The organism is Streptomyces sp. NPDC002574 (genome assembly GCF_042889545.1).
In the GTDB taxonomy this organism is placed as follows: domain Bacteria; phylum Actinomycetota; class Actinomycetes; order Streptomycetales; family Streptomycetaceae; genus Actinacidiphila.
On the sequence record NZ_JBIARB010000003.1, the window covers coordinates 493022 to 517566 of the forward strand.

The window sequence follows — 24545 nt, forward strand, 5'->3', positions numbered from 1 at the left end:
AGCCGGGGCGCTTCGCGCCCTGTCGCGTCACTCAACTCCGAAGCGCCGCAAGGACTCCTCGGCCTCGGCGAGCCGGCGCAGGCTCAGCAGCACGGGCTCGTAGAGCACGGTCAGCGTCACGGCGGCGGCGGCCTGTTCGAGCGGGGTGTCGTAGAGCTCGACCAGATCCAGGTCGTGGACGGCCTGTTGGGCGGCGAGACGGGCGTAGGGCTCCAAGTGGCCTGCCCCGCTGGGGTATCCGAGGCGGGTGAGGGTGGCGACCGCGGCGACGAGCGTCCGGTAGGCGGGGGATGGGCCGTGTTCCTCGCTTCCGTACGTCCAGCCGAGCCCGGACATCAGCAGGTCCACTTCGCGACGGGCGGTGGCGGTCGCCGGGTCGTCCTCGTCGGGCTCCGGGCCGTGCGGCAGCGCGAACGTGGCGGCGCCCAGCCGCATGTGCTGGTTGAGCGACTCGTCCTCCACCGCGGCGAGAACCTCGCGGGCGGTGGCCACGGGCACCTTGCCGACCTGGATCAGGGCCCGCACGAAGCAGAGCCGGCGCAGATGCTCCTCGCCGTACTCGGCCTGGGTGGCCGTGACCCGACGGCCGGGTGGCAGCAGGTTCTCGCGCAGGTAGTACTTGATCGTTGCCGTCGGCACACCGCTGCGCTCGCTCAGCTCCGCCAGTCGCATTCCTCTTGCGCCCTCCACTGGATAGTGGCACTATCTAAGCATGGATAGCGGCACTATCCAATGCTGTCCATGTCGAGCAGGGGCCCGGCCGGCACGTGCCGGGGTCCGTCACGGGTGATGGGGGAGCGTCATGTCCGTACAACTGATTCCGGGCCGCAACACCGCAGCCGCCGAGGGCGAGATCGTCGTCTTCCACATCGGGATGCGGATCAACCGTCTGCGGGCGCTGCGCGACTGGCTGCCGGCCTTCATGGCGATGCCGCGCATGCTGCGCGAACTCTCGCAGGACAAGAGCAGCGGATTCCTCGGCTACCGCCTGTTGCTGGGCTCACCACGGCTGTTCTGCGTCGTGCAGTACTGGTCGACCAAGGAGCAGCTCATCGCCTATGCCTCGCAGCAGGACAAGCAGCACCGGCCCGCGTGGGCGGAGTTCAACCGCCGCGCGCGGGCCGGCAAGGGGCGCGTGGGCATATGGCACGAGACGTACGCCGTGCCGGCGGGTTCCTACGAGTCGGTGTACGTCGACATGCCCGCCTTCGGGCTCGGCGCCGCGACCGGCGTCGTCCCGGTGGGCCGCCGTGGCGAGTCGGCGGCCGAGCGGCTGCGGGCCGCCCAGGGATGACGGCCGGTCCGGGCGCCGCGACCGCCGCGCTTCAGCTGGTGCGGCGCAGCGCCTCGGACAGCCGGCCCGCGGCGTCCACGACGGCCTGTGCGTGCATGCGGCCGGGGTGCCGGGTCAGCCGCTCGATGGGGCCGGAGACGGAGACGGCCGCCACGACGCGGTTCGACGGACCGCGTACCGGCGCGGAGACGGAGGCCACACCCGGTTCCCGCTCGCCGATCGACTGCGCCCAGCCCCTGCGCCGGACGCCGGACAGCGCGGTGGCGGTGAATCGGGCTCCCTGCAGCCCGCGGTGCAGCCGCTCCGGCTCTTCCCAGGCCATCAGGATCTGGGCGGCGGAGCCCGCCTTCATCGGCAGCGTCGAGCCGACGGGCACGGTGTCCCGCAGTCCGGACAGCCGCTCGGCGGCGGCGACGCAGATGCGCATGTCGCCCTGGCGCCGGTAGAGCTGCGCGCTCTCGCCGGTCACGTCCCGCAGGTGCGTGAGCACCGGGCCGGCGGTGGCCAGCAGGCGGTCCTCGCCCGCAGCGGCGGCGAGTTCGGAGAGGCGGGGGCCCAGGATGAAGCGTCCCTGCATGTCGCGGGCGACCATGCGGTGGTGCTCCAGTGCGACGGCGAGACGGTGTGCGGTGGGGCGGGCGAGACCCGTGGCGCCCACGAGTCCGGCCAGGGTGGCCGGGCCGGACTCCAGTGCGCTGAGCACCAGAGCCGCCTTGTCGAGAACGCCGACGCCACTACTGTTGTCCATGCAACGATACTCCCGTCTCACTCTGTGAAACGCAAGTTCAATTTTCCCGTGAACGCGGCACGCTGGATGGACAGGGCCGGAGCCCCCCATCCCTCACCCGGGGACGGAGGCGCACGGCAACGACGAACAGGCCGGCAGCGCGGCCGGTCGGAGGGAATGCGATGGCCAGGACACTCGCGGAAAAGGTCTGGGAGGATCACGTCGTGCGGCGCGCCGAAGGCGAGCCCGACCTCCTCTTCATCGACCTGCATCTGCTCCACGAGGTCACCAGCCCGCAGGCATTCGACGGGCTGCGGATGAACGGCCGCCCGGTGCGGCGGCTGGACCTCACCATCGCCACCGAGGACCACAACACCCCGACCCTCGACATCGACAAGCCGATCGCCGACCCGGTCTCGCGCACGCAGCTGGAGACGCTGCGCAAGAACTGCGCGGAGTTCGGGGTGCGGCTGCATCCGCTGGGCGACGTCGAGCAGGGCGTGGTGCACGTGGTCGGCCCGCAGCTGGGCCTGACGCAGCCGGGCATGACCGTGGTCTGCGGCGACAGCCACACCTCCACCCACGGCGCTTTCGGCGCGCTGGCGTTCGGCATCGGCACCAGCCAGGTCGAGCACGTGCTGGCCACCCAGACGCTGCCGCTGGCCCCGTTCAGGACCATGGCGATCACCGTCGACGGCGAACTGCCCGAGGGCGTCACGGCCAAGGACCTGATCCTGGCGATCATCACCAAGATCGGTACGGGCGGCGGCCAGGGCTACGTCATCGAGTACCGCGGCTCGGCCATCGAGAAGCTCTCGATGGAAGCCCGGATGACCATCTGCAACATGTCGATCGAGGCGGGTGCCCGGGCCGGCATGATCGCCCCGGACCGGACCACCTTCGACTACCTGCAGGGCCGCGCGCACGCGCCGCAGGGCGAGGACTGGGACGCCGCGGTCGCCTACTGGGAGACGCTGCGGACCGACGAGGACGCCGTCTTCGACCACGAGGTCGTCATCGACGCCGCCTCACTGTCCCCGTTCGTCACCTGGGGCACCAACCCCGGCCAGGGCGCCCCGCTGAGCGCCTCCGTGCCGGACCCGGCGTCCTTCACCGACCCCAGCGACCGCCTGGCGGCCGAGAAGGCGCTGGAGTACATGGGCCTGGAGGCCGGTACGCCGCTGCGCCAGGTCGAGGTCGACACCGTCTTCGTCGGCTCCTGCACCAACGGCCGCATCGAGGACCTGCGCTCGGCGGCGTCGGTCGTCAAGGGCCGCAAGGTGGCCGACGGTGTGCGGATGCTGGTCGTCCCCGGCTCGGTCCGGGTCGCGCTGCAGGCCGTCGAGGAGGGCCTGGACACGGTCTTCAAGGAGGCCGGCGCCGAATGGCGGCACGCGGGTTGCTCGATGTGCCTGGGTATGAATCCCGACCAACTCGCGCCCGGTGAGCGCTCCGCGTCCACCTCCAACCGCAACTTCGAGGGACGGCAGGGCAAGGGCGGCCGCACCCACCTGGTGTCCCCCCAGGTCGCCGCGGCCACCGCGGTCAACGGCCACCTCTCGTCCCCCGCCGACCTGCCCGGCGTCGCCGTCCTGGAGGCCTGAGAACCATGGAAGCTTTCACCACGCACACCGGCCGGGCGGTCCCGCTGCGCCGCAGCAACACCGACACCGACCAGATCATCCCGGCCCACTGGCTGAAGAAGGTCACCCGCAACGGCTTCGAGGACGGCCTGTTCGAGGCCTGGCGCAAGGACCCCGAGTTCGTCCTCAACCGGCCCGAGCGCCGGGGCGCCAGCGTCCTGGTCGCCGGTTCCGACTTCGGCACCGGCTCCTCCCGTGAGCACGCCGTGTGGGCGCTGCAGAACTACGGCTTCAAGGCCGTGATCTCCTCCCGCTTCGCCGACATCTTCCGCGGCAACTCGCTGAAGAACGGCCTGCTCACCGTGATCCTGCCGCAGGAGACCGTCGAGCGGCTGTGGGAGCTCACCGAGGCCGACCCGACCGCCGAGATCACCGTGGACCTCGAGGCCCGCGAGGTCCGTGCCGAGGGAATCACCGCGCCTTTCGAGTTGGACGACAACGCCCGCTGGCGGCTGCTGAACGGCCTGGACGACATCAGCCTCACCCTCCAGAACGAGGCCGACATCGCCGCCTACGAGGCCGGGCGCCCGTCCTTCAAGCCGCGAACCCTGCAGGTCTGAGCCCTTTCCGCCCTTCCCGCAGCGCCCCCCGCCCGCACCGGGCGGGGGGCGCTGCGGCGTGTTCGGCTCCACACCTCGTGACAACTCACCGCAGATGACACAATCGGCACATGGAACACGATGGCCAACTCGAGCTGTACGCGTTCCTCGCTGCCAGGTTGAAGCAGGCCCACACCCGTGTGGCGGGTCTGCAAGTGCCGGAGGAAGTCCGGGTGCAGTTGGCCCGGAAACTCCTCGTCATCACCGCCGCCTCGAAGCACGATCTCGCAGGTGCGGCAAGGCGTCTGGAGGATCTGATGAAGGACCTCGACGAAGGCCGATTCCCCGATCGAGAGCCTTCCTGAGCCCGGAGTTCGTTGCGGCACAAGGGTGATTCGCCCGTTTCGTATTTGATTTGCGGTATATATCCGCCTAGCGTGCGAAAAAGGCCCGAACTCATCGCCGGGCAAGTTTCCGAAGGGGAAGACGTGAACAAGGCGCAGCTCGTTGAAGCGATTGCCGACAAGCTCGGCGGCCGTCAGCAGGCCGCTGAGGCGGTCGACGCGGTCCTGGACGCCATCGTCCGCGCGACCGTCAACGGCGACCGGGTATCGGTGACCGGCTTCGGTTCGTTCGAGAGGGTGGAGCGTCCCGCCCGCTACGCCCGCAACCCGCAGACCGGGGAGCGGGTCCGGGTCAAGAAGACCTCCGTGCCGCGCTTCCGCGCCGGCCAGGGCTTCAAGGACCTGGTGAGCGGGACGAAGAAGCTCCCCAAGGCCGGCGAGGTCTCCGTCAAGAAGGCGCCCAAGGGCAGCCTGACCGGCGGCGTCACCGCCAAGGCCACCACGAAGAAGGCCGCCGCCAAGAAGACCACGGCCAAGAAGGCGGCCACCACCAAGGCGGTCGCCAAGAAGACCACGGCGGCCAAGACCACCGCGAAGAAGACCACGGCCGCCAAGACGACGGCCAAGAAGACGGCGGCCAAGAAGACCACCGCCAAGAAGGCCACCGCCAAGAAGACGGCGCCGGCGAAGAAGGCCCCCGCCAAGTCGGCGGCCCGCAAGACGGCCACCAAGCGCACCGCGAAGCGGTAGCCGTCACCGACCCGACACAGCGACGGGCCGGGCACCCCCTCGGGGGCGCCCGGCCCGCTGCGTTGTTCCGGTGTCTGCCCGTCGCCCGGTGCCTCAGGCCCCGGGGTCGGCGAAGGTCTGCAGCGTCACGAAGACCACCCGGCGCGCCTCGCCGCTGCCTTCCGTGCGGATGCGCACCCGCTGACCGGGCCGCAGCAGCCGCAACCCCCCGGCGTCGAACGCCGCCGCGTCGAAGGGCAGCGGCGTCCCGTCGTCCAGCAGCACGCTGCCGGCGCGGGTCTCGGGGTCGTAGGTGTACGCGGTCGCCTGCATGGGACGCAGCCTATCCGGCGGCCCGCCGGCAGCCGGCCCGCGCCGGTTCAGCCCAGTGCGGCCACGGGTTGGGCCCGCAGAAGTTCACGGGTGCGCGGCCCGACGCCCAGGACCAGGGCCGCCCTCAGGTCCTCGCCCGTATCCACGTCCTGGCGCACGGAGTCCACCCCCGGCAGCGTGATCTCGCGCGCGCCGGACGCCCGGTGACGGGCCCGGGAGGCGCCGCCGAAGGCCGGATCGAGCGGCGTCCCGGCCGTGGCCGCGAGCAGCGTGGTGCCGATTCCGGCCGCGTCGGCCAGAAATGCCCGTCCAGGGCGCCGAGCGGCCGCGTCGAGCACCAACGCCAGCTCCGGGGGCCGCAAGGCCGGGAGATCGGCGTTGAGGGCCGCCACGGCGGCTTCCGGGCGCAGCCGGCGGACCTGTTCCGCGCCGTACGCCAGCGCGGCGTTGAGTCCCGCCGCGGGGGAGTCCGCCACCACCCGGGCCCCGAGCGCCGTCAGCGCGGTCCCGGCGAGGGGATCGTCCGTGACGACCGTCACGTCCAGGACCGCGGGGCAGGCCAGCACCGCCGCCACGGTGTCCTGGGCGAATGCCAGTGCCAGCCCGGGCCGCACGGGCCCGGCGGCCGTCGCGAGCCGGCTCTTGGCCTCGGCCAGGGGCTTCAGCGGAACGACGAGTGACCATTTCGACGAGTTCACTGCTACCGACACCGAACTATTGTGCTCGGGGTTTCCCGAGGCCACCGCCACCGCTGCTCCACCCTGGCGTTACGGTGGCTTACAGGCGACACTTGTGCGGCTGCACCGGCCGTACGACGGTGCGCCGTCCCACAGCACGGCCGCGATCCGGTGATCCCGGGTCGGCGGCGGAACGAGGAGGAGTTCTGGTGTCCCGCCGCAGAATCGGCTTCTGGTACCGGCTCGCAGCAGTCATCGCGAAACCGCCGCTCGTCGTCCTCTTCAAGCGGGACTGGCAGGGAATGGAGCACATTCCGGCCGTCGGCGGATTCATCACGGCGGTCAACCACAACTCGTACCTCGACCCGCTGTCGTACGCGCATTTCCAGTACAACAGCGGGCGCGTCCCGCGCTTCCTGGCCAAGGCGCCGCTGTTCAAGCCCCGGTTCCTCGGGGCGATGCTGCGCGGCACCGGCCAGATCCCCGTGTACCGGGAGAGCACCGACGCCGCCAACGCCTTCCGGTCCGCCGTGGATGCCATCAACTCCGGCGAGTGCGTCGCCTTCTACCCCGAGGGCACGCTGACCCGCGACCCCGAGATGTGGCCGATGGTCGGCAAGACCGGCGTCGCCCGCGTCGCGCTGATGACCAAGGCCCCCGTCATCCCGGTCGCGCAGTGGGGCGCCAACGAGGCCGTCCCCCCGTACGCCAAGGAGAACAAGGTCCGCCTGTTCCCGCGCAAGACGCTCAAGGTGCTGGCCGGTCCGCCGGTGGACCTGTCCGCGTACTACGGGCAGGAGCTGACCGCCGACGTGCTCAAGGAGGCCACGGACGTCATCATGGCCTCGATCAGCGACCTGCTCGGAGAACTGCGCGGCGCGACCCCGCCGTCCGAGCGCTTCGACCCGCGCAAGCAGAGGGGAACCAGCAAGTGACGACGCGCTGCGCGGTCTACGGCACCGGGTCCTGGGGCACCGCCTTCGCGATGGTGCTCGCCGACGCCGGTGCCCGGGTGACCATGTGGGGGCGCAGCCCCGAGGTGGTCAAGGCCGTCAACAGCACGCACGCCAACCCGGGCTACCTGCCCGGGGTCGAGCTGCCCGCGTCGATCACGGCGACCACCGATCCCGCGGAGGCCTCCCAGGACGCCGAGTTCGTCGTCCTCGCCGTACCGTCGCAGACGCTGCGCGGCAACCTGGCGGCGTGGCAGTCGCTGCTGCCGTCCGACTCGGTGCTGGTCAGCCTGATGAAAGGCGTCGAACTCGGCACCGCCAAGCGGATGAGCGAGGTCATCGCCGAGGTCGCCGAGGCCGGCCCGGAACGCGTCGCCGTGCTGTCCGGCCCCAACCTGGCCAAGGAGATCGCCGCCCGGCAGCCCGCCGCCTCGGTCGTCGCCTGCCGCGACGAGGCGGTCGCCAAGCGGCTGCAGGCCGCCAGCCACACCACGTACTTCCGCCCGTACACCAACACCGACGTGGTCGGCTGCGAACTGGGCGGCGCCGTGAAGAACGTCATCGGCCTCGCGGTCGGCATCGCCGACGGAATGGGGCTGGGTGACAACACCAAGGGTTCGCTGATCACCCGCGGTCTGGCCGAGACCACCCGGCTCGGCATCGCGCTCGGCGCCGACCCGCTGACCTTCTCGGGCCTGGCGGGCCTCGGCGACCTGGTCGCCACCTGCTCCTCCCCGCTGTCGCGCAACCACACCTTCGGCTTCAACCTCGGCAGGGGCATGACGCTGGAGGAGACCATCGCGGTCACCCGGCAGACCGCCGAGGGCGTCAAGTCCTGCGAGTCGGTGCTCGACCTGGCACGCCGGCACGGTGTCGACATGCCCATCACCGAGACCGTGGTCGACATCGTCCACAACGGCAAGCAGCCGGTCGTCGCGGTCAAGGAGCTGATGTCGCGTTCCGCCAAGTCGGAACGCTGACGTCCGGAACGGTAAGGTCAACGCGACATGAGCATTCAGCCTTCTTCACGCAAGCCGCGCGTCGCGGTCGTCTTCGGTGGACGCAGCTCCGAGCACGCCATCTCGGTCCTCACCGCGGGCGCCGTGCTGAGCGCCGTCGACCGCGACAAGTACGACGTGCTGCCGATCGGCATCACCAGCGACGGACGTTGGGCGCTGACCGCCGACGACCCGTCCCGGATGGCGATCTCCGACCGCACGCTGCCGAGCGTCGCGCAGCTCGCCGAGTCCGAGGAGGGCTCGGTGGTCCTGCCGGTCGACCCGGCCAGCCGCGAGGTCGTCTACAGCGAACCCGGCTCGGTGCCCAAGGCGCTCGGCGACGTCGACGTCGTCTTCCCCGTGCTGCACGGCCCGTACGGCGAGGACGGCACCCTCCAGGGGCTGCTGGAACTGTCGGGTGTGCCCTACGTCGGCTCGGGTGTGCTGGCCTCGGCCGTCGGCATGGACAAGGAGTACATGAAGCGCGTCTTCACCTCCTTCGGCCTGCCGGTCGGTCCGTACGTCGTGATCCGGCCGCGCGAGTGGGAGAACGACCCCGCGGCCGCCCGCCGCAAGGTCGTGGAGTTCGCCGCCGACCACGGGTGGCCGGTCTTCGTGAAGCCGGCCCGCGCCGGCTCCTCCATGGGCATCAGCAAGGTCGACGACCTCGCGGGCCTGGACGAGGCGATCGAGGAGGCCCGCCGCCACGACCCCAAGGTGCTCGTGGAGTCGCTGCTGCGGGGCCGCGAGATCGAATGCGGAGTCCTGGAGTTCGAGGACGGCCCGCGCGCCTCGGTCCCGGCCGAGATCCCGCCGGTCACCGCGCACGACTTCTACGACTTCGAGGCGAAGTACATCGACTCCGCCGAGGGTCTGGTGCCCGCGCCGCTCACCGCCGAGCAGACCGCCGAGGTCCAGCGGCTCGCCGTGGCCGCGTTCGAGGCGGCGTCGTGCGAGGGCCTGGTCCGCGCGGACTTCTTCCTGCTGGACAGCGGCGAGTTCGTGATCAACGAGATCAACACCATGCCGGGCTTCACGCCGATCTCCATGTACCCGCGCATGTGGCGGGAGAGCGGGGTCGACTACCCGGAGCTCGTGGACCGGCTCATCCAGGCCGCCCTGCGCCGTCCCACCGGACTGCGCTGAATTCCCCGGGCCTCAGAGCTCGGAGGGGATGGCCTTCTCGACGGCGTTCCCGAGGTCGGCCAGCGGGTTGACCTCGGGTGCGTACTTCGCCGGCACGCTCACCTCGACGAACGCCGCGCGCCCGGTGGTCGTGAAGCGGTACCCGTCGCCGGTCTGCTCCATGAGCCAGCTGACGCCGTTGACGTCCACGGCGTCCGCGGTCGGGTTGTACGTCGCGCTGCCCGGCGTGAGTGTCGCGGGCCGGGGCACACCGCAGCGCAGTACCACCGTAGGATCCCCCCAACCGGCGGTGAGGGCGGAGACGGGCGACAAGGACCGCGCGGACAGCCCGTCCACCCGGTCCGGCAACGCGGCGTGGAGGCGGCCGCACAGCGTGGCTGCCTCGGCGGAGGGTGACGGGACGGCGATCCCGCTCGCCGGCCCCCCGTCGGCCGACACGTAGACCGCCGCCGCGGAAAAGCACGCGACGGCGGACACGGAGACAAGCGCGACTCGACGGCGAATCATCACCCGCCGAGCCTACAGGGGGTCAGAGGTGGACGACCGGACAGGTCAGTGTGCGGGTGATGCCTTCCACCTGCTGCACTCTCGCCACCACGAGACGACCGAGGTCGTCGACCGTCTCCGCCTGGGCGCGCACGATCACGTCGTACGGCCCGGTGACGTCCTCGGCCTGGATGACCCCGGAAATCTTGGAGATCACCTCCGCTACTGCCGAGGCCTTCCCGACCTCGGTCTGGATCAGAATGTACGCCTGTACCACGGAACCTCCAGGGCGGCTACGAGGATCATGTGGGAGGGAACGTCACGGTACCGCGTCGCCGCACGCCGCGGGGAGACCCGCGCGGTACCGGACGCCCGAAAGCCGCCACGGAAGCGATGACGGAACAGAAACAGGACCGGCCAGGTGAAGGGGACAGTGGGATGAAGGGCACCGTGGGCGAGCTGGGGGAGTTCGGGCTCATCAGGGAGTTGACCTCGCGGCTCACCTCCAGCCCCGCCGTACGGCTCGGGCCGGGTGACGACGCCGCGGTCGTCACCGCGCCGGACCGGCGCGTCGTGGCCACCACCGACGCGCTCGTGGAGGGGCGGCACTTCCGCCGCGACTGGTCCACCGCCTACGACGTCGGCCGCAAGGCCGCCGCGCAGAACCTCGCGGACATCGCCGCGATGGGCGCGGTGCCGACCGCCGTGCTGCTCGCCCTCGTCGTCCCGGCGGACCTGGCGGTCACCTGGCCGTTGGAGCTGATGGACGGCATCCGGGACGAGTGCCAGGTGGCGGGCGCCGCCGTGGTCGGCGGCGACGTCGTGCGCGGCGACACGATCATGGTCTCCATCACCGCGCTGGGCGACCTGCGCAACCGCGAACCGGTCACCCGGTCCGGCGCCCGGCCCGGCGACATCGTGGCCGTCACGGGCTGGCTCGGCTGGTCCGCGGCCGGACTCGCCGTGCTCGCCCGCGGCTTCCGCTCCCCGCGCGCCTTCGTCGAGGCGCACCGCAGGCCCGAACCGCCGTACCACGCGGGGCCGGCCGCCTCCGAGCTCGGCGCGACCGCGATGACCGACGTCAGCGACGGACTGGTCGCCGACCTCGGGCACATCGCCGCGGCCAGCGGCGTCACCATCGACCTGGCGTCCGCCGACGTCGACGTCCCGGCGCAGATGGCCGACATCGGACAGGCCGTCGGCATCGACCCGCTGCACTGGGTGCTCACCGGCGGCGAGGACCACGCCCTCGTCGCGGCCTTCCCTCCGGACGTCAAGCTGCCCGCCCGCTGGCGGGTGATCGGACGCGTGGTGAAGGCCACCACCTCCCCGCAGGTCACCGTGGACGGCGCGCCGTGGGAGTCGGCGGGCGGCTGGGACCACTTCGGCGACGAGTGAGGGCGGCGACTAGATTCGCCGTATGACGATCCCACCACGTGTGCTCACCGTCGCCGGCTCCGACTCCGGCGGTGGCGCGGGCATCCAGGCCGACCTCAAGACGATGCTGGCCCTCGGGACGCACGGCATGAGCGTGATCACGGCCGTCACGGCACAGAACTCGCTCGGTGTGCAGGGTGCCTGGGAACTGCCGGTGGACGCGGTACGCGCCCAGTTCCGCAGTGTCGTCGACGACATCGGCGTGCAGGCCGTCAAGACCGGCATGCTCTCCTCGCCCGCCCTGGTCGCGGCCGTCGCCGAACTGCTGGCCCCGCTCGGCGTTCCCGTGGTCGTGGACCCGGTCGGCGTCTCCAAGCACGGCGATCCGCTGCTGGCCGCGGACGCCGTCGACGTCGTCCGCACCCGGCTGCTGCCCCTGGCCACCGTCGCCACCCCGAACCTGGACGAGGTGCGGCAACTCACCGGCGTCGTGGTGGACGGCGAGGCCGCGCTGCGCGAGGCCGCCGCCGCGATCCTCGCCCTGGGCCCGCGCTGGGCGCTGATCAAGGGCGGTCATCTGGACGGCGACGCCGTGGACCTGCTGACCGACGGCACCCAGCAGCACTGGCTGCGCGCCCCCCGCCATGACAACCGTCACACCCACGGCACCGGATGCACCCTGGCCGCCGCCGTCGCGTCCTACCTCGCCCGGGGTCTCGAGGTCCCGGACGCGGTCGGCGCCGCCAAGGAGTACGTCACCGGCGCCATCGCCGCGGGCTTCCCCCTGGGCGCGGGCATCGGGCCGGTCGACCACGCCTGGCGGCAGCGCGGCTGAACGCGGACACAGCAGAAAGCCGGTCCACCCTGAGGTGGACCGGCTTCGAGTAGCCGCAAGGCTGCGCTACGACGTCGAATGCGTCAGCGCGCGACCTTGCCGGCCTTGATGCACGAGGTGCAGACGTTGAGGCGCTTCGGCGTCCGCCCGACCACAGCACGCACCGTCTGGATGTTGGGGTTCCAACGACGGCGGGTACGGCGGTGCGAGTGCGAAATGTTGTTGCCGAAGCCCGGCCCCTTGCCGCAGACGTCGCAGTTGGCAGCCACGGGTCACTCCAAAGACTTCAGATGCACTAACGGATAGATCCCACCGGTGTCGGACGTCCGTTCAAAAATCTGAAGGAAAACCGGTGGTACCGAGGGACGGCCCGGGACAGCCCCGGGCAACCGGAGCAGCATACTACGTCCGCTCCTGTCCCTCGAAACTACCATGGTCAGCGGGACGGCCCGGTCCCCCGCCGGGTCCCGCACCTCAGTACGCTGCGTGCGGAACCCTGCCTCTTCCCCAGGTCCCTGGCCGCCCCCCGCAGGAGGAACACGTGCCGCCGACGCTCGACGCCCCCGCGGTGCGCGCATGGTGCCGGCTCGCCCTCCAGGCACTCGGCCGGGCGCGCGAGGAGATCGACGCGATCAACGTCTACCCCGTCGCCGACGGGGACACCGGCACCAACATGTACCTCACCGTCGAATCCGCCGCCCAGGCCGTCGACGCGGTCTTCGACGGGCACGCCGCCTCCGGCACCGAGCCCGACCTCTCCTCGTGCCTGCACTCCATGGCGCACGGCGCCCTCATCGGGGCCCGCGGCAACTCCGGCACGATCCTCGCCCAACTGCTGCGCGGCATGACCGAAGTGCTGGCCTCCGGCTCCGGGGACCTGCGGCCCGCGCTGCGCCGCGCCGCGGAATCCGCGTACCAGGCGGTCGCCCATCCCGTCGAGGGCACCATGCTCACCGTGGCGACCGCCGCGGCCGAGGCGGCCGCCGCCACGGCGGACGCGGCCGCCGACGCCTGGGCGGTGGCCCGCGCCGCGTACGAGGGCGCGCGCCGCGCGCTCGCCGCGACCCCGGCGCAGTTGGACGTCCTCGGCAACGCCGGCGTGGTCGACGCCGGCGGCCGGGGGCTGGTGGCCGTCCTGGGCGCCCTCGCCGACGCGGTCTCCGGACAGGCCCCCATGGGCCCGCTCGTCGACGCCCTCCCCAAGGGCCCCGCCCTTCCCTTCGGCTGCGCCCCCGGCGGCGACACGGGCGACCCGCACGTCGTGCCGGGCGGACCCGGCTTCGAGGTGGTCTACCTCCTGGACGCGCCCGACACGGCCGTCGGCGGCCTGCGCCGCAGGCTCGACGGGCTCGGCGACTCCCTGGTGGTCGTCGGTGGCGACGGTCTGTGGAACGTCCATGTCCACGTCGACGACGTCGGCGCCGCCATCGAGGCCGGGATCGAGGCCGGACGGCCCCACCGCATCAAGGTCACCCACTTCGGCGACCAGGCCCGCGCCCACGACGGCGGCCGCCGGGGGAAGCGCGGCGAACCCGCCCTGCGCGCCGTCGTCGCCGTCGTCCGCGGCGACGGCCTCGCCGCGCTGTGCGCCGAGGCAGGCGCCGTGGTCATCGCCGTCCGGCCCGGGGAGCCGCCCGCCAGCGGCGAGATCGCGGAGGCCATCCGCCGCGCGTACGCCCGCGAGGTCGTGCTCCTGCCCAACGACGTCGAACTGCGGCACGCGGCCGGGGCCGCGGCCGAACAGGCCCGCACCGAGGGGGTCCGGGTCGCCCTCATCCCCACGCGCTCCGCGGTCCAGGGCATCGCCGCCCTCGCCGTCCACGAGCCCTCGCGGCGGTTCGACGAGGACGTCGTCGCGATGACCTCCGCGGCCGGGGCCACGCGCTACGCCGAACTCGCCGTCGCGGAGACGCAGTCCTGGACCATGGCGGGCGTCTGCCAGGCCGGGGACGTCCTCGGCCTCATCGACGGCGACGTCGCCATCATCGGCGGCAACCTCCTGGAGACCGGGATCACGGTGCTCGACCGGATGCTGGCGGCGGGTGGGGAGATGGTCACCCTCGTGCTGGGCGCCGGCGCGCCGGCGGATCTGGCGGGGCGGCTTGAGGCGCATGTGCGGGACAGTCACCTGGCGGTGGACACGGTTGTGTACGCGGGGGGGCAGGAGCGGTGCCCGCTCCTCATCGGCGTCGAGTAGTTTCCCCGCCGGCCCTCCCTCCCCCAGCCTCCGGCCGGGGGTGCCCCCACCTCCCCCGCCCCCTCCGTTTCGTCATGCGCCTGATCCCCGGAGGGGGGTAAGTGCGGCACCGTGCACGGGCCACCCGTCGGCGCAGCGCCGTCCAGAGGCCCAGCCGTCATCGCCGACAACACCCCACCGGCCGTCAGTCGCCCGTACCGACCCGGGAGGGGGTGTGGCGGGGAAGAAGCCCAATCCAGGACAGCCGGCGCAGCCCACGCGCGGGGGATGACGGCGCGATGTCCGCGCCTTACGCAAAGATGGACGCGATGTCTGCTGCCCTTGACGAACCGCTCGCAAAATCCGTCGGCGGCCGCACCGCAAAGGTGTTCGCCGACCACCTCGACCTGCACACGGTCGGAGACCTGCTGCACCACTACCCGCGCCGCTACGCCGAGCGCGGTGAGCTGACGCGCCTGTCGGACCTTCCGCTCGACGAGCACGTGACGGTCGTCGCGCGCGTGGCGAAGGCGACGAAGAAGACCTACGGCCCCGGCAAGGCCCGCCTGGAGGTGGTCGTCACCGACGGGAGCGGCTCGTTGACGCTGGTGTTCTTCGGCCGGGGGGTGTTCAAGCCGGAGCAGGACCTGATCCCGGGCCGGCGTGGCATGTTCGCCGGCAAGGTGTCGGTCTTCAACCGCGCGCTGCAGTTGGCGCACCCGGAGTACCAGTTGCTGGACGCCGAGGAGGGCAAGGAGGCCGTGGACGCGTTCGCGGGCCGGCTGATGCCGATCTATCCGGCGTGCAAGCAGGTCAACTCGTGGACGATCGCGAAGACCGTGGACACGGTCCTGACCTCGCTGGGGGCGACGCGGTGGGCCGGGGCGGGGGAGCCGCTGCCGGAGGCGCTGCGCGGGTCGCGCGGGCTGGTGGCGTTGCCGGAGGCGCTGGAGAAGATCCACCGGCCGCGGACGAAGGCCGACATCGCTGTCGCCAAGGACCGCCTGAAGTGGGACGAGGCGTTCGTGCTGCAGGTGGCCCTCGCGCGGCGCCGGGCCGCGGAGTCGGCTTTGCCGGCCGTGCCGCGCGTGCCGGCGGAGGACGGGCTGCTGAAGGCGTTCGACGCGCGGCTGCCGTTCACGCTCACCGAGGGCCAGGAGTCCGTGTCGGCCGAGATCTTCGCGGATCTGGCGACGGACCACCCGATGCACCGGCTGCTGCAGGGCGAGGTCGGCTCGGGCAAGACGATGGTGGCGTTGCGCGCGATGCTCGGGGTGGTGGACGCGGGCGGTCAGGCCGCGATGCTGGCGCCGACGGAGGTACTGGCCCAGCAGCACCACCGGTCGATCACGGAGATGATGGGCGATCTCGCCGAGGCCGGTCTGCTGGGCGGTTCCGAGCTGGGCACGAAGGTGGTGCTGCTGACCGGTTCCATGGGGGCGGCCGCGCGCCGCCAGGCGCTGCTGGACCTGGTGACGGGCGAGGCCGGCGTCGTCGTGGGCACGCACGCCCTGATCGAGGACAAGGTGCAGTTCTACGACCTGGGCCTGGTCGTGGTGGACGAGCAGCACCGTTTCGGGGTCGAGCAGCGCGACGCGCTGCGGGGCAAGGCCGAGCAGCCGCCGCATCTGCTGGTGATGACGGCCACGCCGATCCCGCGCACGGTGGCGATGACGGTCTTCGGCGACCTGGAGACCTCCGTGCTGGACCAGTTGCCGGCCGGACGTTCGCCGATCGCGACGCATGTGGTGCCTGCCAAGGACAAACCGCACTTCCTGTCGCGCGCCTGGGAGCGGGTGCGCGAGGAGGTGGAGAACGGTCACCAGGGGTACGTGGTGTGCCCGCGTATCGGCGACGAGGAGCCCGATCCCAAGAAGAAGTCCGCGGAGGACGAGGCGGAGCGGCGGCCGCCGCTGGCGGTGCTGGAGATCGCCGAGCAGTTGGTGAAGGGCCCGCTGGCGGGCCTGCGGGTGGAGGTGCTGCACGGCAGGATGCATCCCGACGCCAAGGACGACGTGATGCGCCGCTTCGCCGCGGGGGAGGTGGACGTGCTCGTCGCGACCACCGTCATCGAGGTCGGCGTCAACGTACCCAACGCCACTGCCATGGTGATCATGGACGCGGACCGCTTCGGCGTCTCGCAGCTGCACCAGTTGCGCGGCCGGGTCGGCCGCGGTTCGGCGCCGGGGCTGTGCCTGCTGGTGAGCGAGATGCCGGAGGCGAGTCCGGCCCGGGCCCGGCTGGACGCCGTGGCCGGGACGCTGGACGGGTTCGAGCTGTCCCGGATCGACCTGGAGCAGCGCCGGGAGGGCGATGTGCTCGGGCAGGCCCAGTCCGGGACGCGGTCCTCGCTGCGGATGCTCACCGTCATCGACGACGAGGACGTGATCGAGGCCGCCCGCGAGGAGGCCGTCGCGCTGGTCGCCGAGGACCCCGAACTGACCGGGCAACCGGATCTGCGCAGCGCGTTGGAGAGCCTCGTCGACGCGGACCGGGAGCAGTACCTCGACAAGGGCTGACGGGCCGTCAGTGTCGGACCCCCCTGGGAGAATGGACACAGTCCGCGCCGATCCGCTCGGGAATCGGCGCAGTTGGACCTTTGGGGGCTGATTTCATGTCGTTCCGTCACCTCAACGAACTGCCGCTCGGTGAGAAGGTCTTCCGGATCGAGCTCTCCAGCGACGACGACAGCACCGTGACCCTCTCCCTGGCCGGCTGGTCCGAGGACGATCCGGACACCCTCCTCGCCTCCGGCACGCTCGCCCTGCCGCTGGCCGACGTCCCGTCCCTGCGCATCGCCCTCAACCGCGCGCTGCGCGCGCTCGCCCTCGTGGCCGACGTGGCCGAGCCCATCCCGGACCGCGACGTGCTGCGGGAGCTGTTCCCGGGGCACGGCGCGCCCTGGGTGCCGCAGCACGAGGAGGAACTGCTCCGCCGGTTCCACGACGGCGATTCCGTCGCCCGGATAGCCGCCCGCTTCGGCCGCACTCCCGACTCCCTGCGGACGAAGCTGCGTGAACTCGGCCACGACCCGCGCCGCCCCGAGTACTGCCCGCCCGACGGCTGCCTGTCCTGGTCGCGCTACGCCTCGCCGGCACTGGTGGGTTCGCCCGCGCCGGACGCAGGGGGCGAGCAGGGCCGGGTCTGACCTACGTATCGTGGGGGAGCGGTGCCCCAGGGTGCCGCTCCGCCCGCCCACGAGACGAATGAGCCGCTGATGACCCGCGTGATCGCCGGAGCCGCCGGTGGCCGCCGCCTGGCCGTACCGCCGGGCAACGGCACCCGCCCCACCTCGGACCGGGCCAAGGAGGGGCTGTTCTCCACCTGGGAGTCGTTGCGCGGCACCCTGACGGGCGCGCGGGTGATCGACCTCTACGGCGGGTCGGGCGCGGTCGGCCTGGAGGCGCTGTCCCGCGGGGCCGAGCACGTCCTGCTGGTCGAGGCCGACCCGCGGGCCGCCGGCGTCATCCGGGACAATGTGCGGACCCTCGGCCTGCCCGGCGCCGAGGTACGGGCCGGCAAGGCGGAGAAGGTGATCGCCGGACCGGCCCCCCAGGAACCGTACGACGTGGTCTTCCTGGACCCGCCGTACGCCGTCACCGACGACGAGCTGCGAGAGATTCTGCTCACACTCCGTACGCAGGGGTGGCTCGACGCCGATGCGGTCGCCACCGTGGAACGAAGCACCCGAGGCGGGGAATTCCGCTGGCCCGAGGGCTTCGAAGGGCTGAGGGCCCGCCGCTACGGCGAAGGGACGCTTTGGTACGGTCGCGCCGCCGACGTCACTGACGCGTCATGAATTCACCGCAGAACCCTCAGAGCGAGGAGTCACCGTTGCGCCGCGCCGTCTGTCCGGGGTCCTTCGACCCCGTCACCAATGGACACCTCGACATCATCGCCCGTGCCTCACGTCTCTATGACGAGGTCTACGTGGCCGTGATGATCAACAAGTCCAAGCACGGCCTGTTCTCGATCGAGGAGCGCATCGCCCTCATCGAGGAGGTCGCCGCCGACTACGGGAACGTCCGGGTCGAGGCCTTCCACGGCCTCCTCGTCGACTTCTGCAAGCAGCGTGACATCCCCGCCATCGTCAAGGGGCTGCGCGCGGTCAGCGACTTCGACTACGAGCTGCAGATGGCCCAGATGAACAACGGGCTGTCCGGTGTGGAGACGCTCTTCGTCCCCACCAACCCCACCTACAGCTTCCTGTCCTCCAGCCTCGTCAAGGAGGTGGCGCAATGGGGCGGTGACGTCGCCCACTTGCTGCCCCCCGTCGTGCTGGAGGCCCTCAAGAAGAAGCTCGCGCAGCAGTAGAGTCTGTGACGTGGACGTCCAGATGAAGCTCGATGAGATCGTGGCCGCCGTCGAGGCCGCCCGGTCCATGCCGATGTCGGCCTCCTGCGTGGTCAACCGTGCCGAGCTGCTCGCCATGCTCGAAGACGTGCGGGCCGCGCTGCCGGACTCGCTCTCCCAGGCCCAGCAGCTGCTGGGCGGCCGGGAGCAGATGGTCGAGGAGGCCCGCGCCGAGGCCGGCCGGATCCTCCAGGCCGCGCACGCCGAACGCGGTTCGCTGATCTCCGACACCGAGATCGCCCGGCGGTCCCAGCAGGAGGCCGAGCGCATCGTCACCGAGGCGCAGCGCGAGGCCGCCGAGATCCGGGCCGAGGCGGACGACTACGTGGACAGCAAGCTGGCCAACTTCGAGGTCGTCCTCACCAAGACCATCGGCTCGGTCGACCGCGGCCGCGAGAAGCTGCTCGGCCACGGCCACGGCCCCGAACTGGACGAGAACGGCTACCCGTACGAGGACGACGCGCCGGAGCGCAGCGCCGACCCCGAGACGCTGCGCCGCCGCGCCGACGACTACGTGGACGCCAAGCTGGGCGCCTTCGAGGCGGTGCTGAGCAAGACGCTGGAGGCGGTAGGCCGCGGCCGTCTGAAGCTCACCGGACACCGCCCGATAGACGAACTGGGCGCCCACCTGGCGTCCCACGACGTCGGCGACTCCGAGGGCCACGACCCCGGCCAGTCGGACGCCGAGTACCTGGCGGGCCTGGCCGCCCCCGCGGTCCCCGGTGAGTACCAGTACGACGCGAACACCGGCCAGCAGCAGCCCGCCTACGGCTACCAGCAGCCGGACCCGTACCAGCAGCAACAGCAGCCGGACCCGTACCAGCAGCAGGCCCAGTACGCCGACCCCTACGCGGCCCAGCCGCAGCAGCAGGCGTACTACGACCCGAACTACGGCTGGCAGCAGCCGCAGCAGCCCCAGGGCGGCTACGAGCAGCAGCAGTACATGCCGCAGCAGCACCAGCAGCCCCAGGCGGCGCTGGACGAGACCAGCTTCTTCGACACCAGCATGATCGACCTGAACCGCCTGCGGGAGCTGGAGCAGGAGCGCGGTTTGGGCTGAGCCCGAGGGACCGGTATCCTGATCCCTCGGCCGTGTGATCCCCGGCGCTTTGGCGTGCCCGCCAGTCCTCCGGACGAACGGGCACCGAACCGATGAAAGCAGGAGCTCTGAACACCCGCCTCGACCACCGCAACCCGCTCGTGTTCGACACGCATGAGCTGGGCCGTCGTCCTGGTGCGATGAAGAAGGTCTCCCGCACGGTTCCGGCGCCGAAGGATCTCGGCATCGAGGTCATCGGCGTCCGCGAGGGCGCGGAGATCACGCTGGACCTCCGCCTGGAGTCGGTGATGGAGGGGGTGCTCGTCACGGGTACCGCCCACGCACCGCTCTCGGGGGAGTGCGTAAGGTGTCTGGAGCCGGTCGAGCGCGAGCTCGACACGGAGTTCCAGGAGCTGTACTCCTACCCCGACGCCGACACCCGGACCGGTGGGCACCATGGTGCCGCCGACGCCGGTGACGACGCGGAGGAGGAGGACACTCACCTCCTCGAGGGCGACCTGTTCGACCTCGAACCCGTGCTGCGGGACGCGGTGGTTCTCGAACTGCCGCTGCAGCCGGTGTGCCAGGACGACTGTCCCGGTCTGTGCTCCGAGTGCGGGGCACGGCTGGCGGACGACCCGGACCACCGTCACGAGGCCACCGACATCCGTTGGGCGGCCCTGCAGGACATTCAGCTGAGCGGTGCCGACGAGGGCGCCGACGAGAACCAGGAGAAGTAGCCGTGGCTGTTCCGAAGCGGAAGATGTCGCGCAGCAACACGCGCCACCGCCGTTCGCAGTGGAAGGCTGCGCCCGTGAGCCTGGTGGCGTGCGAGCGTTGCCACGAGCCGAAGCAGCAGCACATCGCGTGCCCGAGCTGCGGCACCTACAACCGTCGTCAGGTCCTCGAGGTCTGATCGGCGGGTGAGGGGCCTCATGTCGGACGGAACAACGTCGACAGACGCCGGTAAGGCAGCCTCGTCCCCCGCGGTTCTGGAAGGGCGGCTCGGGTACACACTCGAACCCGCCCTTCTGGTACGTGCGCTGACCCACCGCTCGTACGCGTACGAGAACGGCGGTCTGCCCACCAACGAGCGGCTGGAGTTCCTCGGGGACTCCGTGCTCGGCCTGGTGGTCACCGACACCCTCTACCGCGGCCACCCGGATCTCCCGGAGGGCACGCTCGCGAAACTGCGGGCCGCGGTGGTCAACTCGCGCGCGCTGGCCGATGTGGGCCGCGGTCTGGACCTGGGCAGCTTCGTCCGCCTGGGCCGGGGCGAGGAGGGCACGGGCGGCAGGGACAAGGCATCGATTCTGGCGGACACGCTGGAGGCGGTGATCGGGGCGGTCTACCTGGACCAGGGCCTGGACGCCGCGTCCGAGCTGGTCCACCGGCTCTTCGATCCATTGATCGAGAAGTCCTCCAACCTCGGGGCGGGCCTGGACTGGAAGACCAGCCTCCAGGAACTGACCGCGGGCGAGGGCCTCGGCGTCCCCGAGTACGTGGTCACCGAGACCGGACCCGACCACGAGAAGACCTTCACGGCTGCCGCCCGCGTCGGTGGTGTCGAGTACGGCACCGGCACCGGCCGCAGCAAGAAGGAAGCCGAGCAGCAGGCCGCCGAGGCCGCGTGGCGTGCGATCCGCGCCAAGCGGGACGGCGACACGGCTGCTGTGAACTGAACACCGTCGGGCCCGCCCGGCCGGCCCCAGGCCGTCCGGGCGGGCCCTTCCGGTTTTCCGCCGAACCCCGAGAGGAGTGCCCGCCGTGCCCGAGCTGCCCGAGGTCGAGGTGGTGCGGCGCGGTATGGAGCGCTGGGTCAGCGGCCGCACCGTCGCCGCCGCGGAGGTCCTGCACCCGCGCGCCGTCCGCCGGCACCTCGCCGGGCCCGAGGACTTCGCGGCCCGGCTGAAGGGGGTGACCTTCGGCCCGGCGCGCCGCCGCGGCAAGTACCTCTGGCTGCCGCTGGAGGACTCCTCGCTCACGCTCCTCGGCCACCTCGGCATGAGCGGGCAGCTGCTCGTCCAGCCCGAGGACGCGCCCGCCGAGACGCACCTGCGCATCCGCATGGGCTTCGACGACACCCTCGGCACCGAACTGCGCTTCGTCGACCAGCGCACCTTCGGCGGCCTGTCCCTGCACGAAGTGGTCCCCGGCGACCCCGACGGGCTGCCCGTGCCCCTGTCGCACATCGCCCGCGACCCGCTCGACTCCGCCTTCGACGACACCGCCTTCCACACCGCGCTGCGCCGTCGCCGCACGACGATCAAGCGCGCGCTGCTGGACCAGTCCCTGATCAGCGGCGTCGGCAACATCTACGCCGACGAGGCGCTGTGGCGCACGAAACTGCACTACGAGCGCCCCACCGCCACTCTCACCCGCCCGCTGACCGACGAGCTGCTCACCCACATCCGCGAGGTGATGAGCGACGCCCTCGCGGCGGGCGGCACGAGCTTCGACAGCCTGTACGTCAACGTCAACGGCGAGTCCGGCTACTTCGACCGCTCCCTGGACGCGTACGGCCGCGAGGACGAGCCCTGCCGCCGCTGCGGCACGCCGATCCGCCGCCGCCCGTGGATGAACCGCTCGAGCTACTTCTGTCCACGCTGTCAACGCCCGCCGCGCCCCACGCCCGCCGGCGTGTCGTAGCCGCGCTGCGCCGCGAGCACCTGTCGGTGCGGCGTCCGCGGCAGTCCCACTGGGGTCGCCGACCAAGGACGCCGGAACGCGTGCATCCGTCCGGAAGCTTGTGCGGAGCGAGGTGTACGGAGGAGAGCGGAGCGGCGCCGCCGGGCTGGAGTCCCGGTTCGCGGAGCCCTCCGACTCCTGCGCTCAGCCTGTCTGCGCTTTTGATCCGAACCCAAGGCAGGAGTGACCGTGAGGACGCTGGTCCAGGAGGCCGTCGCGGAGAGACTGCGTCGTGCGGGCGACGAGACGGTCCGTCTGTACGTGGCAGCCTGCGCCGAGCGGATGGCGCCGCTGTTCGTCGGGTTGCGAGCCGGAACAGGAGGCCGTGAAGTCGATCTGGACTTCTGCGTGGAGTCCGTGCACGCCCTCTGGTGCGCCGACCGCCCGCTCGCCGATGCCTCCGATCGGGTCGGCGTGCTGGAGCAGTTCCCCGAGCTTCAGCCGCGCGAGGAGGGGATCTCGGATATCGCCGAGACGTACACCTTCTTCGCCGCTCTCGTCCTGCGTCACGCCCTCCTGGCAAACCGCTCCGGGAGCGCGGAGGACGGGGTGTCCTGTGGCCATGCGGCGCTCACCGCGACGGGGATGCTGGATCAGAATGTGGGAGGCGGTGCCTTCCGTGCCGAGGAGGAGCGCCTTCAGCTGCTGTCGGTGTCCGGCGATGTCGCGGGGCTGTGGGAGGCGAGTGTCAGGGCGGGGCGGGAACGGTTGCGCGCCGTGCTGAGTCGTACCGCACGACCCCCGCAGCGGTTCGCGCGGTGAGCGCGTGGCTGACCAAACCCGCCCCTGAGGCCCGCCCGCGATACGCGGACGGGACCGTCGGCGATCGCGTATGCGGCCTCAAGCCTGCGATGACGACCGCCCGGCCGTATGACCCGCGGCCTTCTCAGTAGCCGAAGTCCTGGGTCCACCAGGGGCCACCGTCGCCGAAGACCGCGCCGACGCCGAGAGTCTTGAAGTCGCAGTTGAGGATGTTGGCGCGGTGGCCGTCGCTGTTCATCCAGGCGGTCATGACCTCCTCCGCGGTGGCCTGGCCGCGGGCGATGTTCTCGCCGCCGAGGTCCTTCACGCCGGCCTGCGCGGCGCGGTCCCAGGGGTCGTCGCCGTCGGGGTCGGTGTGGTCGAAGAAGGCGCGGGCGGCCATGTCGGCGCTGAAGTCCGAGGCGAGCGCGTCGAGCTGCTCGTCGTCGGTGACCGGCTGGCAGCCCGCGGTGGCGCGCTGCTGGTTGACCAGGGCGAGGACGGCGGCCTCGGCGGCGCTCTCGGAGCCGTTCTCCACGGCGGGGGCGGTGGCCACCGGAGGCGTGGTCGGCACGACCGTCGCGGGGGCGGAGGTCTGCGGCGCCGTGGGGGCGGTGGTGGGGGCCGTGCGGCTGGGCGTGGGGGTCGGCGTGGGCGACGCGCTGGTCGCGGGGGCGGAGGGCGGCGTCGATCTGGGCGGGGTCGCGCGCGCGTCGCCGCGGCTGGCCGGCTGGGAGGGGCGGTCCGCGGGGACGGTGCCCAGATCCTGCGGGCTGCTGGAGTTCGGTATCCCGGCGGCCTGGATCTGGCCCGGTCCGTTGTCGTGGTACGAGATGCTGCCCGAGCCGTCGGGCGACGGCAGCAGGCCGCTGGAGACGCCGATCGCGCCCACGGCGAGCGCCGCGGACGAGGCCAGGAGGCCGGTGCGCACGGGGTTGCTCTTGCGTCGCCGGGCGTTGCTGCGGTGGCCGCGGGGACGCGGCGCCTCTGCGACTGGCGCCGGCTCAAAGGCATTACGGCTGTGGCGGCCCATCCGGTGCAGTCCTTCACATCGACGACGGTGTTCACCCGTTCGGGTGAGTCCTGTTGCGCCGTGACTGTACCGAAACACAGGCGGGGCAGGTGTGAACCCTGCGCAACTGGCGGGTTAGCGTGCTTCCGTGAACGAGACTGTCCGCCTCACCGCATGGGTCCGCGGCCGTGTTCACCAGGTGGGTTTCCGCTGGTGGACACGGGCCAGCGCGCTGGAGATCGGAAACCTGGCCGGCTATGTGAGCAATCTCTCGGACGGCAGGGTCCAGGTCGTGGCCGAGGGTGACCGTATTCTGTGCGACCGACTGCTGCACTCGCTGCGCACGGGCGACACGCCCGGACGCGTCGACGGCGTCACCGAGATCTGGGGAGTGCCGCGTGGCGGCTACGAGGGTTTCGCGATCCGCTGAGACCCCCCGGGTCGACGCCCCGCTC

30 protein-coding genes are annotated in these 24545 nt (G+C 71.7%); 22 read left to right on the plus strand and 8 right to left on the minus strand.

All coding sequences use genetic code 11. The features are described from left to right. Positions 1 to 27: 27 nt before the first annotated feature. On the minus strand, positions 28 to 672 hold the full coding sequence (locus ACFYXS_RS09115) for a MerR family transcriptional regulator (protein WP_389245488.1): 645 nt from the start codon (positions 670 to 672) through the stop codon (positions 28 to 30). 130 nt (positions 673 to 802) lie between these two features. Here ACFYXS_RS09115 and ACFYXS_RS09120 point away from each other — a divergent pair, with 130 nt between their 5' ends. Then, a complete protein-coding gene (locus tag ACFYXS_RS09120; protein ID WP_389245489.1) occupies positions 803 to 1294 on the plus strand; it encodes a DUF4188 domain-containing protein in 492 nt (163 codons plus the stop codon). Between the two features lie 31 nt (positions 1295 to 1325). On the opposite strand, the gene ndgR is transcribed toward ACFYXS_RS09120, so the two are convergent. Further along, entirely contained in the window at positions 1326 to 2042 is a 717-nt protein-coding gene (ndgR, locus tag ACFYXS_RS09125; protein WP_389245490.1) for an IclR family transcriptional regulator NdgR, read from the minus strand. Positions 2043 to 2203: 161 nt separating this feature from the next. Between ndgR and leuC the strand changes: the two genes are divergently transcribed. From leuC to ACFYXS_RS09145, 4 genes are all read left to right on the plus strand, one after another. Beyond that, complete coding sequence (gene leuC / locus ACFYXS_RS09130; protein WP_389245492.1) at positions 2204 to 3625, plus strand: 3-isopropylmalate dehydratase large subunit; 1422 nt, start codon at positions 2204 to 2206, stop codon at positions 3623 to 3625. 5 nt (positions 3626 to 3630) lie between these two features. Further along, positions 3631 to 4224, plus strand: a complete 594-nt coding sequence (gene leuD, locus ACFYXS_RS09135) for a 3-isopropylmalate dehydratase small subunit (protein ID WP_389245494.1) — start codon at positions 3631 to 3633, stop codon at positions 4222 to 4224. A gap of 110 nt (positions 4225 to 4334) precedes the next feature. Further along, on the plus strand, positions 4335 to 4568 hold the full coding sequence (locus ACFYXS_RS09140; RefSeq protein ID WP_389245496.1) for a hypothetical protein: 234 nt from the start codon (positions 4335 to 4337) through the stop codon (positions 4566 to 4568). A gap of 123 nt (positions 4569 to 4691) precedes the next feature. Beyond that, positions 4692 to 5297: an HU family DNA-binding protein gene (locus ACFYXS_RS09145; protein ID WP_389245499.1), complete on the plus strand. Its 606-nt coding sequence runs from the start codon at positions 4692 to 4694 to the stop codon at positions 5295 to 5297. A 93-nt stretch (positions 5298 to 5390) separates the two neighbouring features. Here the strand turns inward: ACFYXS_RS09145 and ACFYXS_RS09150 are convergent, their stop codons facing one another. Both ACFYXS_RS09150 and cofC read right to left on the minus strand, forming a co-directional pair. Further along, positions 5391 to 5609: a hypothetical protein gene (locus tag ACFYXS_RS09150; RefSeq protein ID WP_319659761.1), complete on the minus strand. Its 219-nt coding sequence runs from the start codon at positions 5607 to 5609 to the stop codon at positions 5391 to 5393. Positions 5610 to 5656: 47 nt separating this feature from the next. Then, positions 5657 to 6319 carry a 2-phospho-L-lactate guanylyltransferase gene (gene cofC / locus ACFYXS_RS09155; protein ID WP_389245501.1) on the minus strand — a complete coding sequence of 221 codons (663 nt, stop codon included), beginning with the start codon at positions 6317 to 6319 and terminating at the stop codon, positions 5657 to 5659. Positions 6320 to 6495: 176 nt separating this feature from the next. Between cofC and ACFYXS_RS09160 the strand changes: the two genes are divergently transcribed. From ACFYXS_RS09160 to ACFYXS_RS09170, 3 genes are read left to right on the plus strand one after another with little or no spacing between them, the layout of a single operon-like run. Further along, positions 6496 to 7221: a lysophospholipid acyltransferase family protein gene (locus ACFYXS_RS09160; protein WP_389245503.1), complete on the plus strand. Its 726-nt coding sequence runs from the start codon at positions 6496 to 6498 to the stop codon at positions 7219 to 7221. Then, the gene (locus ACFYXS_RS09165; protein ID WP_389245505.1) at positions 7218 to 8219 is read left to right on the plus strand and encodes an NAD(P)H-dependent glycerol-3-phosphate dehydrogenase; all 1002 of its coding nucleotides are present in this window, start codon (positions 7218 to 7220) and stop codon (positions 8217 to 8219) included. The genes ACFYXS_RS09160 and ACFYXS_RS09165 overlap by 4 nt, the downstream gene beginning before the upstream one ends. 27 nt (positions 8220 to 8246) lie before the next feature. Next, complete coding sequence (locus ACFYXS_RS09170; RefSeq protein ID WP_389245507.1) at positions 8247 to 9383, plus strand: D-alanine--D-alanine ligase family protein; 1137 nt, start codon at positions 8247 to 8249, stop codon at positions 9381 to 9383. A gap of 12 nt (positions 9384 to 9395) precedes the next feature. Here ACFYXS_RS09170 and ACFYXS_RS09175 read toward each other — a convergent pair whose 3' ends face one another. Beyond that, the gene (locus tag ACFYXS_RS09175; RefSeq protein ID WP_389245509.1) at positions 9396 to 9860 is read right to left on the minus strand and encodes a DUF3515 domain-containing protein; all 465 of its coding nucleotides are present in this window, start codon (positions 9858 to 9860) and stop codon (positions 9396 to 9398) included. A 52-nt stretch (positions 9861 to 9912) separates the two neighbouring features. Next, positions 9913 to 10146 (minus strand): Lrp/AsnC ligand binding domain-containing protein, encoded by a 234-nt coding sequence (locus tag ACFYXS_RS09180; RefSeq protein WP_319659755.1) that lies wholly within the window; start codon positions 10144 to 10146, stop codon positions 9913 to 9915. Between the two features lie 161 nt (positions 10147 to 10307). Between ACFYXS_RS09180 and ACFYXS_RS09185 the strand changes: the two genes are divergently transcribed. Together ACFYXS_RS09185 and thiD are read left to right on the plus strand one after the other, a co-directional pair. Beyond that, the gene (locus ACFYXS_RS09185) at positions 10308 to 11267 is read left to right on the plus strand and encodes a thiamine-phosphate kinase (protein WP_389245512.1); all 960 of its coding nucleotides are present in this window, start codon (positions 10308 to 10310) and stop codon (positions 11265 to 11267) included. Positions 11268 to 11289: 22 nt separating this feature from the next. After that, positions 11290 to 12081, plus strand: coding sequence for a bifunctional hydroxymethylpyrimidine kinase/phosphomethylpyrimidine kinase (gene thiD, locus ACFYXS_RS09190; RefSeq protein WP_389245514.1), 792 nt, complete (start codon positions 11290 to 11292; stop codon positions 12079 to 12081). Positions 12082 to 12164: 83 nt separating this feature from the next. Here thiD and rpmB read toward each other — a convergent pair whose 3' ends face one another. Further along, positions 12165 to 12350 carry a 50S ribosomal protein L28 gene (gene rpmB / locus ACFYXS_RS09195; protein WP_014628431.1) on the minus strand — a complete coding sequence of 62 codons (186 nt, stop codon included), beginning with the start codon at positions 12348 to 12350 and terminating at the stop codon, positions 12165 to 12167. A gap of 272 nt (positions 12351 to 12622) precedes the next feature. Here rpmB and ACFYXS_RS09200 point away from each other — a divergent pair, with 272 nt between their 5' ends. The 11 genes from ACFYXS_RS09200 to ACFYXS_RS09250 all read left to right on the plus strand — a co-directional run bounded on the left by ACFYXS_RS09200 (position 12623) and on the right by ACFYXS_RS09250 (position 23099). Then, positions 12623 to 14278: a DAK2 domain-containing protein gene (locus ACFYXS_RS09200; RefSeq protein WP_389245517.1), complete on the plus strand. Its 1656-nt coding sequence runs from the start codon at positions 12623 to 12625 to the stop codon at positions 14276 to 14278. A 299-nt stretch (positions 14279 to 14577) separates the two neighbouring features. After that, positions 14578 to 16776 carry an ATP-dependent DNA helicase RecG gene (gene recG, locus ACFYXS_RS09205; protein ID WP_389245519.1) on the plus strand — a complete coding sequence of 733 codons (2199 nt, stop codon included), beginning with the start codon at positions 14578 to 14580 and terminating at the stop codon, positions 16774 to 16776. 95 nt (positions 16777 to 16871) lie between these two features. Beyond that, positions 16872 to 17405, plus strand: coding sequence for a hypothetical protein (locus tag ACFYXS_RS09210; protein WP_389245521.1), 534 nt, complete (start codon positions 16872 to 16874; stop codon positions 17403 to 17405). A gap of 69 nt (positions 17406 to 17474) precedes the next feature. After that, positions 17475 to 18056: a 16S rRNA (guanine(966)-N(2))-methyltransferase RsmD gene (gene rsmD / locus ACFYXS_RS09215; protein WP_389245523.1), complete on the plus strand. Its 582-nt coding sequence runs from the start codon at positions 17475 to 17477 to the stop codon at positions 18054 to 18056. A 35-nt stretch (positions 18057 to 18091) separates the two neighbouring features. Further along, entirely contained in the window at positions 18092 to 18571 is a 480-nt protein-coding gene (gene coaD / locus ACFYXS_RS09220; RefSeq protein WP_389245840.1) for a pantetheine-phosphate adenylyltransferase, read from the plus strand. A 10-nt stretch (positions 18572 to 18581) separates the two neighbouring features. After that, positions 18582 to 19670, plus strand: a complete 1089-nt coding sequence (locus ACFYXS_RS09225) for an ATP synthase F0 subunit B (RefSeq protein WP_389245525.1) — start codon at positions 18582 to 18584, stop codon at positions 19668 to 19670. Positions 19671 to 19762: 92 nt separating this feature from the next. After that, entirely contained in the window at positions 19763 to 20389 is a 627-nt protein-coding gene (locus tag ACFYXS_RS09230; protein WP_389245527.1) for a YceD family protein, read from the plus strand. A 2-nt stretch (positions 20390 to 20391) separates the two neighbouring features. Continuing rightward, the gene (gene rpmF / locus ACFYXS_RS09235; protein ID WP_026251550.1) at positions 20392 to 20565 is read left to right on the plus strand and encodes a 50S ribosomal protein L32; all 174 of its coding nucleotides are present in this window, start codon (positions 20392 to 20394) and stop codon (positions 20563 to 20565) included. Positions 20566 to 20584: 19 nt separating this feature from the next. Continuing rightward, positions 20585 to 21331 carry a ribonuclease III gene (rnc, locus tag ACFYXS_RS09240; protein WP_389245530.1) on the plus strand — a complete coding sequence of 249 codons (747 nt, stop codon included), beginning with the start codon at positions 20585 to 20587 and terminating at the stop codon, positions 21329 to 21331. An 85-nt stretch (positions 21332 to 21416) separates the two neighbouring features. Further along, positions 21417 to 22298, plus strand: coding sequence for a bifunctional DNA-formamidopyrimidine glycosylase/DNA-(apurinic or apyrimidinic site) lyase (gene mutM / locus ACFYXS_RS09245; protein ID WP_389245532.1), 882 nt, complete (start codon positions 21417 to 21419; stop codon positions 22296 to 22298). A 228-nt stretch (positions 22299 to 22526) separates the two neighbouring features. Next, complete coding sequence (locus tag ACFYXS_RS09250) at positions 22527 to 23099, plus strand: hypothetical protein (RefSeq protein WP_389245534.1); 573 nt, start codon at positions 22527 to 22529, stop codon at positions 23097 to 23099. 124 nt (positions 23100 to 23223) lie between these two features. Here ACFYXS_RS09250 and ACFYXS_RS09255 read toward each other — a convergent pair whose 3' ends face one another. Next, entirely contained in the window at positions 23224 to 24009 is a 786-nt protein-coding gene (locus tag ACFYXS_RS09255) for a CAP domain-containing protein (RefSeq protein WP_389245536.1), read from the minus strand. 229 nt (positions 24010 to 24238) lie between these two features. Here ACFYXS_RS09255 and ACFYXS_RS09260 point away from each other — a divergent pair, with 229 nt between their 5' ends. Then, complete coding sequence (locus ACFYXS_RS09260) at positions 24239 to 24520, plus strand: acylphosphatase (protein ID WP_389245539.1); 282 nt, start codon at positions 24239 to 24241, stop codon at positions 24518 to 24520. Positions 24521 to 24545 lie beyond the last annotated feature (25 nt).